The 14308-nt window shown below is 66.5% G+C and carries 12 protein-coding genes and 1 pseudogene; 2 read left to right on the forward strand and 11 right to left on the reverse strand.

What is annotated here, in order from left to right; translation table 11 throughout:
- Positions 1-18: 18 nt before the first annotated feature.
- From H566_RS0111905 to H566_RS28315, 8 genes are all read right to left on the reverse strand, one after another.
- The gene (locus tag H566_RS0111905) at positions 19-4119 is read right to left on the reverse strand and encodes a hypothetical protein (RefSeq protein WP_028311613.1); all 4101 of its coding nucleotides are present in this window, start codon (positions 4117-4119) and stop codon (positions 19-21) included.
- 55 nt (positions 4120-4174) lie between these two features.
- Positions 4175-4819, reverse strand: a complete 645-nt coding sequence (locus tag H566_RS0111910) for a hypothetical protein (protein ID WP_028311614.1) — start codon at positions 4817-4819, stop codon at positions 4175-4177.
- A 139-nt stretch (positions 4820-4958) separates the two neighbouring features.
- Entirely contained in the window at positions 4959-5405 is a 447-nt protein-coding gene (locus H566_RS0111915; protein ID WP_028311615.1) for an SRPBCC family protein, read from the reverse strand.
- Between the two features lie 83 nt (positions 5406-5488).
- Positions 5489-5899 carry a GFA family protein gene (locus H566_RS0111920; protein ID WP_034411502.1) on the reverse strand — a complete coding sequence of 137 codons (411 nt, stop codon included), beginning with the start codon at positions 5897-5899 and terminating at the stop codon, positions 5489-5491.
- Positions 5900-5968: 69 nt separating this feature from the next.
- Positions 5969-6364 carry a VOC family protein gene (locus tag H566_RS0111925; RefSeq protein ID WP_028311617.1) on the reverse strand — a complete coding sequence of 132 codons (396 nt, stop codon included), beginning with the start codon at positions 6362-6364 and terminating at the stop codon, positions 5969-5971.
- A gap of 69 nt (positions 6365-6433) precedes the next feature.
- Positions 6434-6766: a TfoX/Sxy family protein gene (locus tag H566_RS0111930; protein WP_211238080.1), complete on the reverse strand. Its 333-nt coding sequence runs from the start codon at positions 6764-6766 to the stop codon at positions 6434-6436.
- A gap of 80 nt (positions 6767-6846) precedes the next feature.
- Positions 6847-7230: a VOC family protein gene (locus H566_RS0111935; RefSeq protein ID WP_028311619.1), complete on the reverse strand. Its 384-nt coding sequence runs from the start codon at positions 7228-7230 to the stop codon at positions 6847-6849.
- A 99-nt stretch (positions 7231-7329) separates the two neighbouring features.
- Positions 7330-8010, reverse strand: a complete 681-nt coding sequence (locus tag H566_RS28315) for an HAD family hydrolase (protein WP_084545023.1) — start codon at positions 8008-8010, stop codon at positions 7330-7332.
- Positions 8011-8145: 135 nt separating this feature from the next.
- Between H566_RS28315 and H566_RS24685 the strand changes: the two are divergent.
- Positions 8146-9152, forward strand: a pseudogene (locus H566_RS24685) (IS110 family RNA-guided transposase).
- Positions 9153-9598: 446 nt separating this feature from the next.
- Here H566_RS24685 and H566_RS28985 read toward each other — a convergent pair.
- The 3 genes from H566_RS28985 to H566_RS0111945 all read right to left on the reverse strand — a co-directional run bounded on the left by H566_RS28985 (position 9599) and on the right by H566_RS0111945 (position 13284).
- Positions 9599-10183 (reverse strand): hypothetical protein, encoded by a 585-nt coding sequence (locus tag H566_RS28985; protein WP_156924404.1) that lies wholly within the window; start codon positions 10181-10183, stop codon positions 9599-9601.
- 107 nt (positions 10184-10290) lie between these two features.
- A complete protein-coding gene (locus H566_RS28990; protein WP_156924405.1) occupies positions 10291-10899 on the reverse strand; it encodes a hypothetical protein in 609 nt (202 codons plus the stop codon).
- Between the two features lie 867 nt (positions 10900-11766).
- On the reverse strand, positions 11767-13284 hold the full coding sequence (locus H566_RS0111945) for an MFS transporter (RefSeq protein WP_169732525.1): 1518 nt from the start codon (positions 13282-13284) through the stop codon (positions 11767-11769).
- Positions 13285-13369: 85 nt separating this feature from the next.
- On the opposite strand from H566_RS0111945, the gene H566_RS24695 reads away from it, so the two are divergent.
- Positions 13370-14305 carry a LysR family transcriptional regulator gene (locus H566_RS24695; RefSeq protein WP_034411686.1) on the forward strand — a complete coding sequence of 312 codons (936 nt, stop codon included), beginning with the start codon at positions 13370-13372 and terminating at the stop codon, positions 14303-14305.
- The last annotated feature ends 3 nt before the right edge of the window (positions 14306-14308 follow it).

The following is a 14308-nucleotide window of genomic DNA, read 5'->3' on the forward strand; positions in this document are numbered from 1 at the left end:
GGGGAAGTGTTGCGGGGGTCAGGGCTTGGGGGCCGGATCGGCCGTGGCGGCTGCTTCGGTTGCGAGGGATTGCAGGGCGTCGAGCGGCGAGGCCGGGGGCTTGCCGGCGTGAGCGGGCGAGGCGTCGTCCCCGGACGGCGTGGCCTCGGCAGTCTTGGCGGTGGTGGCAGCCTCGCCGGCAGCGGCGGCGAGCGCGGCGGGATCGGCCTTGGCAGCGGAGGCCGTTGCGGCGGAGGCAGCCACCATTGCCGCAGCGGCCGGATCGGCAGCCGCGTCGGCGTCGGCCGGCACCGCGTCGGTCGCTGCAGCGGCTGCGCCGCTGATCACGGCGGAGGCATTTGCTCCGGCGTCGTCGGCCGCGTCTGACGGCAGGCCGTCGGGCAGGCGGGGCTTGCGCGCCTTGCCGGCCGGAGTCGCGGCGCGGGCGAGGTCGGCGAGGGAAGACTGGTCTTCGTCGTCCGCGTCGTGGTCGGCGGTCGGAACGGGAGACCCGGGCAGGTCGCGCTTGCCGGGCAGGCCGGTGGCGCGTGCGGGCTTGCGGCCGTCCGTGGCCGGCGACTTGCCGCTGACGGCGTCCGGCGTGTCGGCCTGCGGGATCTCGCGGTCCTTGCTGGCCGCGTGGCCGGCGATCGCGGGGGCGGCCTGATCGCCGTCGCGCGCCTGACGCTGGTTCTCGGAGTCGCCGTCTTCGTGGGCGAGGCCGGTGCCGGTCCGATCGGCGGCGGCGTGTTGCTCGGTGTCCTTCGCGTCCGGAGCCGTGGCGGTCCGGCTCGGGTCGGCGCTGCCCGCACTGTCGGCCGCGACGCGGGTGCCGGGTGCTTCGGCAGTCGGCGCCGGCGAGCCGTCGGCGGACGTGGCGTCGGCCTTCGCGCTGGTGCCTGCCGGCTCGGCGTTGGCACCAGCGGCCGGCGACCTGTCCTGGTCCTGAGCCGCCGCGCCGCCGTGCCTGTCGCCTGCACTTTCCGTGGCAGCCGTGGCCGCGCCGGCTTCCGCCGCCTTGCCTTGGCCGTCGGCGCCGCCCCGACCGTCCGCCGGGCTGGCGCCCGTGCTGGCCGAACCCTGGGTCGCGGCGCCTGCCGGGCCATCAGCCCGATTCGCCGCCGCGTCCGCCGACACGCCCGCCGCCGACGCTCCGCCCTTCCCGCCCGCCGCCGCGCCCGCCCGCGCCTGCTCGCGCGCGGCTGCCTGTTCCGCCGCCTTGCGCTCCTCCTCGGCCCGCTTCTCCAGCAGCGATTCGCCGCCGGCCTTGACCACCTCGGCATCGACGATGGCCTCGGCCTTCGCCAGATCGCCGCGCGCGACCTCGGTCTGGGCGCGTACCGATTCGATCTCCGCCGACGCGGCATCGACCTCGGCCTGCGCCCGGTCGCGCAGCGTGCAGACCTCGGCGTGGCGCGCGTCGCAATCGGCGGCGAGCGCGGCGTCGGCGGCGGCGCTCGCGGCGGCGACGGCGGCGGCCGCGTCAGCGATTCCGGCGAGGTCGGCGCGCAGAGAATCGCGCGTCTCGTTGGCGCCGGCCTCCGCCTGATGCATCGCGGCGTCGGCCTCGTCGGGCAGCGGGCGCCAGGGCGCGCCGGCTTCGGCCAGATCGGCGCTCGCGGCGTCGGCGGCAGCCTGGGCCTGCTCGGCCGAGGTGCGGGCGTCGGCGCGCGCGGCGACGAGGTCGGCGTCGGCGCGGTCGGTCAGCTCGGACTCGCCGGGCAGCGCGACCGCGTGGGCCTCGGCTTCGGCGCGCGCGGATTGCTGCGCGGCGGCGAGCGTGGCGGTGCTCGCGGCCTGGGCGGCGGCGGCCGCATCGGCGCTGTCGCAGGCGGCGGCGAGCGGCGCGGCCTCGGGCGACCAGCCGTCGAGCGCGGCGGCGGGCGCGGAGAGGTCGGCGGCGTCGGCGCGGGCGCGCGCGGCATCGGCGGCCTGGGCATGGTCGGCGACGGGGGCGATCAGAGCGGAGGGATCAGCGTCTTCGCTTTCGGGCCGGCGAGCGTTCGGGTCATTGGTGGCAGCGTCCTCGGAGACCTCGTCCGGCGCGTCGGTCGCCGACTCGCCCTCGCCTGCCGCTTCGGCCGCCGGCAACCCGAGCTTCTCGCGCAGCTTCGCGAGCATCTCGTCCACCGCATCATCGCCGGCCTGCACCGCCGCGAGCGCCTGGTCGCAAGCGCTTGCAAGCGCGTCCTGCGCCTGCGCGAGCACGCCGTCCAACTCGGCCTGCACGCGCGCGAGCAGCGCAGCCAGTTCATCGCGCGGCGTCGGCACCACGGCCGCGACCGCGCCGATCTGGCCATCGACCCACGCCAGCGCGTCGCCCGCCGCCGCGACCGGCTTGTCGAACTGCGCCAGCACGCTGTCGAGCAGCCCGTGGGTGCGCGCGCTGCCGTCGTCGATCGCGCCCTGCACCGGCGCGACGAACTTCGGCTCCAGCCCGCGCACCGCCTCGGCCGCGCGCGCCACGGCCGGGCGCGCATCCATCGCCGCGATCGCCTCGGTCACCTTCGCGCGCACCTGCTCGACCACGCCGTCGAGCTTCGCCGCGATGCCCGCGATCTGCTCGCGCAGCATGGCCGACACCTGCTCCAGCTTGGCCATCGCCGTCGCGAGCGCGCCCTTGAGCTGCGCCAGCAGCCCGACCAGTTGCGCGATCACGCCCTTCACCTGCGCGATCGCCTGATCGAGCATGCCGCGCAACCCGACCGCGACCGCGAGCGCCTGATTCAGCAGGCCGGAGGCGGTCGCGCCCGCGCGCTGCACCGTCGCGCGCGCGGTGGCGATCGCCTTGCGCACCGTCGGCAGCATCGCCTTCACGCCCATGAACAGCGCGCGCGCCGCGATCAGCGGCGGCACCCGCATCATGTAGCGCGTGCAGATCGCGATCGCATCGTTGCAGCGCGCATCGGCCTGATCGATCTCCACCGACGCCTGCGCCAGCGTCGCGTCGGCCTCGGCCACGAAGGCCGCGATCGTCGCCTGGATGTCGGCGATCTGCGCCTGCGCCTCGTCGATGAGCGCAGCCACCGGCGCGAAGCGCTCGGGCAACGCCTCCAGCTTCGCGATCAGCCCGTCGATCTCGGCCGACAGCTCGGCCAGCGCCTCGCGGAAGCCCGCGAGCGCGATCTCCACGCCCTCGGCCGCGCCGTCGAGCGCGCCCTTCACCGTGTCGATCATGGCCTGGAGGTTGGCGATCTGCCCCTCGATCGCCGTGACCACCGAATCGATCGCCGCGCCCACCGCCTCGACCTCGGCCGCGATGCCCTCGATGACCGCGCGCGCCTGTTCCAGCGGCACGCCGAGCGCCGCCGCCGCCTCGTCGATGCGCCCGTGCAGCGCGCCCAGCCCTTCGCGGATCGCCTCGATCTCGGCCACCAGCGCAGCGACCACCGCCGCGAGCCGAGCGCGCAGGCTCTCGATCGCGCCGAGCACCGCCTGCGTCAGCGCATCGGCCGCCGCGAGCGCCGCGCCCGACAGCTTGCCGAACTGCTCGCCGATGCCCGCGATCTCGCCCGCCACGAAGGCCTGGCCGCCGAGCACCGCCGTGCGCAGCAGACTGATCTCGCCATGCATGCGCGCGCCGGCCGAGTCGATGAGCGCGACCGCCTGCGGGCCGCTGCGCACGGCGGCGATCTCGTCTGCGAAGGCTTGCAGGCACTGCGGCAGCCGGCCCGCGTCGGCGACGAGTTCACCGGCCCGCGCGCGCGCCGCGTCGAGCCGGCCGACGAAGGCGCCGAGGTCGGGCAAGCCCGCCGATGCCACCTGCGCCGGCAGGCCGCGCGCGAGGTCGAGCAGGCCGGTCACGTCGGCGCGCACCGCGCCGAGGTCGGCCAGCACCGGCGTGAGGCGGTCGCCGACCTTCGCCGCCGAGCCGGCCACGGCCGTGAGGTCGGCCTGCATGCCCGCGAGCGCCGAGCCGAGCGGCGCGAGGCTCGCGCGCGGATCGAGCAGGCCGGGCAGCGTCGCGAGACGCGGCGGTATCGCGCCGAGCTGGCGCGCCGTGTCGGCGATCGCGGTCTGGCCGTCGGCGAGGCCGGTCTGGAGCTGGCCCACGAGCGTCGTGCCGGCGGTGCGCACCGCCGCGGCGACGCGCGCGGCGCCGGTCGTGAGCGCGTCCTGGGCGCGGGTGACGAACTTCATCGCGGGCGGCGCGGCACGGCGGGCCGGCGCGTGACGGCGGAGCGGCGCGCGGCGTTCACAGCTCGTCGAGCTGGCTGCGCAGCTCGGCCGACGCCGCGCTCATGCTGTCCTTCACGGGCGGCAGCTTGTCGGGCGTGGGCGCGAGCGAGGCCGACGCGCCCGCCACGCTGCCGAGCGAAGCCTGGATGTTGTCGATCGACTGCTTGATCTCGGGCAGCACGTCCACGCCCTCGATGCGCACGTCCTCCAGCGCCGGCAGCAGCGGCGGCAGCTTGGGCAGCGACGGCACCTTCATCATCGACATCAGCCCACCGCCCGACTTCGAGCCGCCCCCCGCGCCCGCGAGCGCCGCCGACGGGCTCGCATTGGTGACGACCGACTTGAGCCGCGCGAGCGGCAGGCCGCGCGCGTCGGCATCGACGAGTTGCAGCCGGCCATGGGCAAGCAGCCGTGCAAGCGAATGCAGCACTGCGTCGTCATCGGTCGGTACCGGCCCGGCCCCACCGGCCGAACGCAGCGCGCCGCGCAGGCCCGCGAGCGCCGACGCATCGGCGCGCCAGCCGCGCAGGAAGGCAAGCGCATCGGCCGGACTGGCGAAGCGGCATTCGCCGGCAAGCGCCGGCATGCCCGGCAGCGCGGCGGGCAGGAGCAGGAAGCGCGCGCCATGGCGGCGCAGCGTGGCGAGGGGCGAGGCGTGCATCGCGCGGTCCGGAGGCGGAATGGGCGATGCGCAGGCTATCGGCCGCGCGCGCCGGCCGATCGCGCGAAAAGCCGGCTGACCGGCCGGACCGGCCGGCCCTCGGCCGCAGCCACGCGGGGGACCGCGCGGCTTCGGGCGCTCAGCCCGGGATTTCGGGCTCGACCAGTTGCGCCAACTGCCCCAGCGATTCCTGCCAGCCGAGGTAGCACATTTCCAGCGGAATCGCGTCCGGAATGCCGCTCTGGGCAATGCTCAATTCGGTTCCGCAAATCACCGGCGTGAGGAGAACGCTCACCTCAAGCTGGCCCGGCAGATTCAGATCATCGAAACGATCGGTATAGCGTAGGCGCTCGCCCGGAACGAGTTCGAGATATTCGCCGCCGAAGGAATGGCTGCCGCCATTCGAGAAATTGTGAAAAGACATCCGGAACGAGCCGCCGACGCGCGCATCCATTTCATGCACGGTGCAGGTGAATCCGTGCGGCGGAAGCCATTTGGCAAGCGCGCCCGGCTCGACAAAGGCGCGATAGATGCGCTCGGCCGGAGCGCGAAGCACGCGGTGAAGCCTGACGGTACGGTCGGACATGACGGTCTCCTTGCTGATGATGGGCAGCGGCGCCGAATGGAATTGCTGCCGCCCATTCAAAAATGGCGCTTCATGGCTTCGGCTCAGTCACCGGACGTCCGGTCCGCCGGATGATTCGCACCATCGGTCACCGGAACCTCGGGAATGAGCAACGGATCAACGTCATCCAGACAACCGAGATTGAATCCGTATTCCTCCGGATTCGACCGCCGTTGATGATGGGTGTGAATGCCGCAATTGCCGCAGAAATAATGCTTTGCGACATGGGTGTTGAATTGATACACCCGGAGCTGATCCTCGCCTTGCAGCACCCGGATTGCTGAACGGTTGATCATGCCCATGATGAAGCCCTTGCGGCGGCAGATCGAGCAATTGCAGCGGCGGGCGCCTTCGATGCCGTTCGGCAAGTCGAGTTCCAGCACGACGCGGCCGCAATGGCAGGAAGCTCGGTGCGTGCGTTGGATGACGGTTTCGCCGATCTGTTTCAGCGGCATGATTTCTCCCTGTCCGACGGCGATGCGCTGCGCAGGAACCGCCTTTCGCACGACACCGAATTGCACAATTCACGGTTCATACGGCCCCGCCACCAGCCGCTGCGATATCCACCAGATATTGCCGTGCGAATCCCGCGCGCCGCCCTGACGATCGCCATAGGGCATGTCGGCCACCGGCATTTCCTCGATGGCGCCGTGCGCAAGCGCCCGCCCCATTGCCGCATCCGCATCGTCCACATACAGATAGAAGGCCGAGCACATCGGCGGATAGCGACCGGTCGCCTCGCTGACCATCACTGTCGAATCGCCGATGCGAACCTGCACATTCGCGATTCCGCCGTCCGGGCGCATCGTGCGGCAGGTTTCGGCTCCGCCGAGGCCTTGCACGAGAAAGCCGACAAAGGCCTCGGCATTCCGGACGAAGAAATACGGTGCGATGGTGTTGAAGCCGGGCGGGATGTGCATGGCGGTCCTCCGAGATGGCAATCCGATACACGAACGCGGGGGCAGACCGATGAACGTCGAGCCTGACGGTCAGCGCCGGCTGTACTCGTCAAGCGCGAGCAACAGACTCGTCCGGTGCTCGCGCGCAACCGTCTGCCAGGGCTGATCGGAAATTGCCCCCTCCAGCGCCCAAAGCAAATTGAGGCTCGCGTTCATTCCCGCTCGCTTGACGCGCACATAGCTTGCGACGGAACCAAGGGCGCGGATTTCTGAAACGGATGTGATGCCGGCGGCGATCAACCAGGCTGCCGACTTCGGGCCGAGATTGGCGAGCTGGCTCAATTCCCGGAGGGCTGATTCATTCGCCGCAGAAGATTGCAACGGAGAGTCACCGTCTTTCATGTTGTCACCGCTCGGGCTCATGAGTCGGCTCCATTCCGACCAGCAGGGTTCAATTTCAGCGATCCGGCATGCAGGCGCATTTGGACGATTCGCTTCAAAACTCAAGGCACATATGTCGAAACTTCGATGAGATTGCTGTCCGGATCGCGAAAATAGACCGACATGATCGGCCCGCAGGCGCCGGTTCTCCTTATCGGTCCGCCAACAATCGCGACACCCGCAAGATGGAGCCCGTCAACGATTTCGTCGATCGTGGCATCGGCAATCAGGCAGATGTCGGTGGCGCCCGGCGTGGGCCTGTGAGCCTTGGGTTCAAACTCCTTTCCGACCTCATGCAGGTTGAACTTCTGATTTCCGAAAGACAAGGCTTTTCGGCCCTCGCCGAAAGTCACCACTTCCATGCCGAGAACGCGCACATAGAAGTCTGTCGTCACCTCGATGTTCTTGACGGTGAGCACGATGTGATCGATACGGGAGATTTTCATGAAGTCCTTCGTGAGCGTCACAAACCCGGGCAAACTCATTCTGTTTTGGTCATTGCGTTGGAACAGCAAGTGCAGCGATTTCAACACGCCCAACATTTGTCATGAGAGACCGGCGGTAGTCGGTCCCTCTTGATGGAAAGGTTGGATTGCACGCGCCGCCTCGGCCAGCCCACAGCCCGGAGCATTGCCGACATGAAAAGTGGCCAGGCCGAGTGCTTGTGCTGGCTGTATGTCGTGTTCGTGGCTATCGCCAATCATCATGCAATCGGACGCAGGTAAACCAAGTACTTGCAGGGCATACCTGAAGATCTGGGGGTTTGGCTTGGGAGCGCCAGCGACTTCTGGTGTGACGAGTCCAATGAAATGACTGCCGATACTGAGTAGCGCGACCTTCCGTGCCGCTTGTTTGGCTTCGGAGTTCGTAACAATCACCTTGGGAAGCCTCGCCGTTGCCGCGAGGAACTCCGTAGCTCCGGCCACTAGCGTCCAGCTTCTTTCGTAGTGGTACAGGTATTCATCGAAGAGCTGATCTGCCTGAGCTTCAGTGAACTTCTGATCAAAAAGCTCTGCCAGCCGATTTCGCCGTTGGCCCTGCAAAGTGGTTTCGCCGGATCGGAATCGACGCCAATGCTTATCGGTGATTGACAGCCAACGCAAAGAGAGATTCGAGGCGTCGCGCTCCGGTGCCCGAGATTGCCAAAGAGCGGCAATCGCTTTCTCGGTTGCAAGCCGATCATCGGCAAGCGTGTCATCCAGATCTATGAGAATTCCGCGAATCATTCGTCGCGCAGCTTAGTGAAGAAAGGGACTTTCCCGTCCCGAAGCTGCGGCGCAGAAGCCGCTGAACGGCACTGACGTGCCACGAGGAGTTTCTCACGACTCATCACGTTTATTTTCGAAGGTAGCGAAGTCCATATGCGAGTTGGTATCGATCTTGCGCTGCAAGTTTTAGCACTCCATGCCGTCAATGAATCCTGCAAGGCGATTCTGGTGAGGCCGAAGGTCAGCAGGAAGGAACTGCTCGGCGCGATTGCAGCTCTCCCGCCGTGCGTGATCGGCATGGAAGCCTGCTCGGGCGCGCATTTCTGGGCACGACAGTTCGAGCGGTTCGGTCATACGGTCAGATTGATGGCGCCGAGGCTGGTTGCGTCTTGTCGAATGTCGGGCAAACGCCGAAAGAATGGCGCCGCCGATGCGGCAGCCATTTGCGAGGCGGTCAGTCGGCCGAACATGCGTTTCGTACCGATCAAATCCGAGCATGCGCAGGCGGTGCTTTGTCTGCATCGGGTGTGCACACGATTGGTCGAGAAAAGAACCGCGACGATCAATCGTCTGCGCGGATTGCTCAGCGAATTCGGCGTGGTGCTGGCGCTCAAGGCACAAACCGTTCGCCGGGAAGCCGGGGCTGCGCTTGATGGCTTGCCGGGCTACGCGCAACGGGCCATCGGCGATCTGCTGTCGCATCTGCATTTCCTCGACGATCGCGTCGGTGAAGCGACGTACTGATCCGGGGGGCGGCCCGTGCCGATGCACGCAGCAAGCGCCTGATGGAAATGCCCGGCATTGGTCCGACGACAACCAGTGCGCTTCTCGCCAGCATTGGCAATGGTCATGATTTAAGGGCGGGGCGGCAATTCGCGGCCTGGCTGGGATTGACGCCGGGGCAATACAGTTCGGGTGGCAAAGCCCGGCTCGGAAGAATCACGAAGGCCGGTGATGCCTATTTGCGAACGCTGCTCATTCTGGGTGCCCGCGCCGTATTGGCGAGTGCGAAAGAAAAGACTGACCGAATCAGTCGTTGGGCCATGTCGATTGCTGAGCGACGCGGCTATTGGCGCGCGGTGGTGGCAATCGCGGCGAAAAACGCGCGCATGGCCTGGGCGATGCTGGCAAAAGGTGAATCCTTTGCACCAGTTGCCTGACACGATTTCCACATCGGCCTCGATCCACATTTGATTGAGCAGTACTGGCTTGTTCGTTCGCGTGACTGCACGCGTTGATGTGCAAGGTTGGGCCTGCGCAGGGATGGCCTGTTTAATTCTGGGGGATGACGCAATTGCCAAGCCCGGCTAACGATCGAGGCCCCTGCGCGCGTCTTTCATCAGGGTCTGAAGTGATTCGATTGCGTCGCAAAGGCCGGTTGTAGTTTCGCAGTCTTTTCCTTACCGATTCGACGCTGCCAGTCTTTATTGAGCAATTGGCCGAATGCCGTGATTCAATGGCTGGCTTCTTGTGCGCCTGAAATCATTCAGGCAGGGCCGGCTTTTTCTTGACAGACGGGGAAGCCCTTGCAGTTTAGCTTGAGGGGTGCAGAAACAGGCGGCGAAGCCGGCTGTTGGAGCGTCCCGCTCGAAGCGTTTGTTAGGCGTCACGGTATAATATTTCCGTAAGTCAATTCGAATTCTGCCTTCGTAAAACGATAGGGGGCACTGCCATTCAACCAGCGTTGCAAAGGCTCCCCCCGGGTACCCGTAGCACGCTCAGATTCGATCATTTCCAAGACCCCCTGCTGAAGCTGCTCACGTGAAGCAGGGCCTGGATACATATCAATTGCGACCAACCAAACACCAGCTTCCCCTGGATCTCTAACGATCAGCACGTCATTTTTCCAAATGAGTTGCCCCGCAACATTACGATGACCAGATTGTCGATAGGCATCCATGAAGTCGTTTCTCTTTTTCTCGGCATCACTTTCAGAGTTCGCCCTTGCAATTATTAACCCCCATTCTTCTTGATCTAACAGATCTTTTTCGTCTTGAGACAGATGCGTTTCTTTAGAGTGAAAGTAAGGCGCAATTTTAGCGAAGAGTTCTTGGTAGGACTTTACGAATCCGCCAAGTGCCGGCAGGAGCACGAAGACCAGTAATAATGGGATTGAGAGCCACGATCGCCTGCCTTTGGTAGCCCAATTCCAAAGAGCAACAAGCTTTTCCTCCCACGGTTTCATCTGCATTCCTCACTCGTTGGCAAATTTGGAAGACGCCCAACGTTTTAATTCACCGGCCGCCGGAGGCGGTCCGGTGGAATGATGGGTTGGGCTTCGTATTATTCGCCCCACCCTCAGATTGCGACCTGCACGCCTGGAATTTTCTGGAATGTCTCTGCCTGTGCGCGGGGAATCAATATGGCAGTCCGGAAAAACTCACAGTCCTCAACCGTGCAATTCATAAGAACAGTAATTCCGGAAACGAATGTGTTGTCTGGTATGATAAGAATGTGGCCTATTTCGTAGAAGCCGCTACGAACAAACGTGCCACCTATTAACGCGATTGCTCCTGGACCAACAAACTTGCAACGACGAAATTGCTTATGTTCATGCACTTGCCTTCCAGGCAAATGCAAGTCAGCCAGATGAATTACAACGTCGGAGAAACTCGATAGAAGTGGGTTTATCTGCGAGGATTTCGCGGCAATAGCGGAGGCAACCGCTGCTTCGGCTGAGGCAAGCTGACTGGCTCGAACAAGATAGATAATAAGGGCTGTAATCAAAGCAGCGAGCAAGGCCACACCGAACCATGCTAGCCACCCGTAACTATTAAAAACCTCTAATCCCGACGCTAGCAAGCCTGCAGTGGTTCCGCCTGCCGCAACAATCAAAAATGTGACGATCTTCCAAGCAAACTCCGCAGTCCACACGGTTAGTTTTATGAAATCAATGATTTTTTTCATTGGTAAAAGTCTCTCCAAGCCCAACTGGTTTTATCGTGCACATCGCGCCGGATAACACCGAGCCCAACGGGACACCTACGCGCAACCATAACCGCGACTCAATGATTGCACTAACAATTCCGTGGCAAGGACAATGCTGTCCGAGTACTAAAACTCACGCCAAAGGCAGCATTCCACACCAGCGACCTTAAGTCGCGCGTGATAACACCGTCCATGCGTGATAACGCCACCGACAGGACCAAAGGAAGATTCATGCAATCAATGACTTGCAGTGAAGCATAAGTGTATTCACGGATACCAACTGCCAATGCATAGCGCTTTCGAACGACGCTGCCTATCACGCTCGATATCAGCCAGCCGAACCGAATGCACGCGTTTGAAATTGACGATGATTCCACCGATTCATTTATAAGATTGAACACCTACAACAACCGCAATCCCTCGAACGTACTGCATACGGCAAATCAACTGACACCGCCAATTCCTGCAATTTGATCCATTACATCACAGCAATACGCCCTACCAATTTTCCACAATCCCAATCCCGCCGGTCGCGGGCACTCACCAGCCGCGCCGCCGCACAGCGCATGCACCGGACTCTTCCCCACGCGCTCGACCACCAACTTCTCGCGCACCGTGCCCCAGACCCTCGTCGCGCCGGGGCGGGGGCGTAGCCAGGCGCGGTGTGGCTGGCGCCGGACTCGTCGCGCGCGACGCCCTGCTCGCCCAGTACCAGTGCCTCCTGGCGTTCATCGCGCCCGGCGGCTTCAACGCTCACGCCCAAACCGCGCGCCTCCCGATTGCACGCGGCGCATGACCGGACACGACACCAACCTCCACCGCCAGATGCACAGGGAGCCGCCCCCCTCACCGAATCACCCGCTGCCCTGCCACCACCACCCCCAGCGGCAACACCCCCACCGCCAGCAGCGCAAACACCAACCGCGCCGCCACCAGCCCATCCGCCTCACCCCCGGCCGCCGCCAGCCCGCGCAGCGCATCCGCGATCCAGCCACCCATGCCCGCCCGCGCCCCCTCCCCGCCCGCGAACACATGCAGCGAGAACGTCGCCAGCGCGATGCCCGACGACAGCCCCAGCTGCCGCACCACGTTCTTCACCTGCGTCGCATGCGACAGCACCTCGGGCGGCAGCTCGATGAAGGTGTTGAGCGCGACCGGCCCCATGAACAGCGGCAGCGCCAGCCCCACGAGCAGCCCGGCGCACACCATCGACGGCAGCGCCTCGGTGCCGGTGCGCGCGATCGCCAGATTGCCGGCGCCGACCAGCACCAGCCCCACGAGCATCCACACCCGGTGGCGCGGCCAGCGCAGGCCGTACATCAGGTGGAAGAGCGCCATCGCGAGGCTCGCGACCACGCTGGCCGAGCACACGAGCGCCGTCGCGCCGAGGCCCACGCCGCCGGCCACATGCAGCAGCCAGGGCAGCATCAGGCCGCTCGCGCCGATCAGCGCATAGCCCGCGAAGTAGAGGCACAGCCCGACCAGATAGCGCTGCCGCGCGAGGCCGCGATAGTCGAGCAGCGGCCGCTCGTGATGCCACTGGCGCCAGGCGAAGGGCAGCAGCGCCACGGCCGAGCCGCCGGCCACGAGCGCGAGCATCGGCAGCTCGGCAGGCGCCACGCCGATCGCCTGGATCGCGTATTGCAGCCCGAAGCTGCCCACCGCGAGCCACAGCAGCCAGCCCCAGTGCGCCTGCGAGCGCGCCTCGGGCGGCGTGATGTCGGTGGGCAGATGGCGCAACGCGAGCCGCGTGACCACCGCCGCCCACGGCAGCGCCGCCAGAAACAGCCCGCGCCAGCCCACCGTCTCCAGCAGCAGCGCGGCCAGCAGCGGCGCCAGCGCCGACGCCGTGAACATGCCCGTCACGAAAGCCTTCATGCCCGCGAGCCGGTTGGCCGGCGGCAGCGTGTTGACCACCAGCCGCCCGGCCGTGAAGAAGGTGGCGCCACCCAGCCCCTGCAGCAGCCGCCCGAGCATGAACAGCGCCGGCCCGTCGGCGCAGGCGCACACCAGGCTGCCGGCCGCATGCACCAGCAGCGAGCCGGCCGCGAAGCGCCGGTAGCCCAGGCGCTCGACCATCCAGCGGTGCTTGCACAGCATCACGATCGCGGCCACGCCGTAGAGCGTGTAGGCCAGCCCGAACTGCGCGGCCGTCAGCCCGAGCGCGTGCATGAGCTGGGCCGCGCTGAACATCACCATGCCGTTGCCGAGCAGCTCGACGCCGGTGAGCGCGCCGATGCCGAGCAGCCGCGTCCGCAGTGGCGCGGCCGTCGCGGGCGCGCCGGCGACGCCGGTCGCGGCCGTCGGCCTGCCGTCCGACAGGCTCGGCGAGGGACTGGAACTGGCGGCGGGAACAGCTGACATCGACGGCATCCTGGACGGCAAAGGGCCGAGTCTAGGCAGCCGCCAGTCATCAAGGAAATCGATTGGCCTGATGGAGAATATCGGCATGAACAATGCCGATCTCGCCCTCTTCCGCCGGCTCGACCTCAACCTGCTGGTCGCCTTCGACGCCCTCGTCACCGAGCGCAATGTCACGCGCGCCGCGACGCGGCTGCATCTGGGCCAGCCGGCGGTGAGCGCGGCACTCGCCCGGCTGCGCGAGATGTTCGGCGACGAGCTGCTCTACCGCGAAGGCGCGGCGATGGTGCCAACCGCCCGCGCGCTCGAACTCGCGCCGCGCGTGCGCGCCCTGCTCGACGAGGTGAGGCTCATGACCACGCCAGCCGAGCGCTTCGACCCGGCCCGGCTCGCCGGCGAGGTGAGGCTCGCGCTCAACGATCCGCTGGAGGCGCTGCTGCTGCCCGGCCTCACGGCGCGGCTGCGCGAACTCGCGCCCCGGCTCGACCTGCGCGTGCAGCCGATCCCGGCCTCGCAGCAGCTCGACCGGCTGGACGCCGGCGAGATCCGGCTCGCGGTCGGCTATTTCGGCGAGGCGCGCGCGGTGCATGACGAGCAGGCGCTGCATGTGGCGCGCTTCGTCTGCGTGTTCAACCCGGCGCTGGTGCGGCTCGACGCGCCGGTCACGCTCGCGCAGGTGGCGACGCTGCCCAACATCCACACGAGCTACGGCGGCGAGGGGCCGGGGCTGGTGGACCGCGCCTTCGCGCGGGCACGGCTCAAGCGGCGCGTGGTGGTGCGCACCGCGACGCCGCTGTCGATTCCGTTCGTGCTGCGGCGCAGTCCCTTCGTCGCGCTGGTGCCGGAGCTGATGACGCCGCTATTCGGCGGGCTGGCCGATCTGCGCTTCGCGCCGCTCGCGGATGCGGAGGTGGAGTTTCCGGTGTCGATGGTGAGTCACCGGCGGGATCGGTCGGATCCGCTGGTGGGGTTTTTGCGGCGGGAGGTGGCGGGGGTGGCTGCCGAGGTGTTTGGGGCGGGATGAGAG

This window comes from Derxia gummosa DSM 723 (genome assembly GCF_000482785.1).
In the GTDB taxonomy this organism is placed as follows: Bacteria; Pseudomonadota; Gammaproteobacteria; order Burkholderiales; family Burkholderiaceae_E; genus Derxia; species Derxia gummosa.

Coding starts and splice junctions, on each gene's coding strand:
- H566_RS0111905 (WP_028311613.1), bottom strand. CDS start 4,119: ATGAAGTTCGTCACCCGCGCCCAGGACGCGCTCACGACCGGCGCCGCG.
- H566_RS0111910 (WP_028311614.1), bottom strand. CDS start 4,819: ATGCACGCCTCGCCCCTCGCCACGCTGCGCCGCCATGGCGCGCGCTTC.
- H566_RS0111915 (WP_028311615.1), bottom strand. CDS start 5,405: ATGTCCGACCGTACCGTCAGGCTTCACCGCGTGCTTCGCGCTCCGGCC.
- H566_RS0111920 (WP_034411502.1), bottom strand. CDS start 5,899: ATGCCGCTGAAACAGATCGGCGAAACCGTCATCCAACGCACGCACCGA.
- H566_RS0111925 (WP_028311617.1), bottom strand. CDS start 6,364: ATGCACATCCCGCCCGGCTTCAACACCATCGCACCGTATTTCTTCGTC.
- H566_RS0111930 (WP_211238080.1), bottom strand. CDS start 6,766: ATGAGCCCGAGCGGTGACAACATGAAAGACGGTGACTCTCCGTTGCAA.
- H566_RS0111935 (WP_028311619.1), bottom strand. CDS start 7,230: ATGAAAATCTCCCGTATCGATCACATCGTGCTCACCGTCAAGAACATC.
- H566_RS28315 (WP_084545023.1), bottom strand. CDS start 8,010: ATGATTCGCGGAATTCTCATAGATCTGGATGACACGCTTGCCGATGAT.
- H566_RS28985 (WP_156924404.1), bottom strand. CDS start 10,183: ATGCAGATGAAACCGTGGGAGGAAAAGCTTGTTGCTCTTTGGAATTGG.
- H566_RS28990 (WP_156924405.1), bottom strand. CDS start 10,899: ATGAAAAAAATCATTGATTTCATAAAACTAACCGTGTGGACTGCGGAG.
- H566_RS0111945 (WP_169732525.1), bottom strand. CDS start 13,284: ATGTCAGCTGTTCCCGCCGCCAGTTCCAGTCCCTCGCCGAGCCTGTCG.
- H566_RS24695 (WP_034411686.1), top strand. CDS start 13,370: ATGAACAATGCCGATCTCGCCCTCTTCCGCCGGCTCGACCTCAACCTG.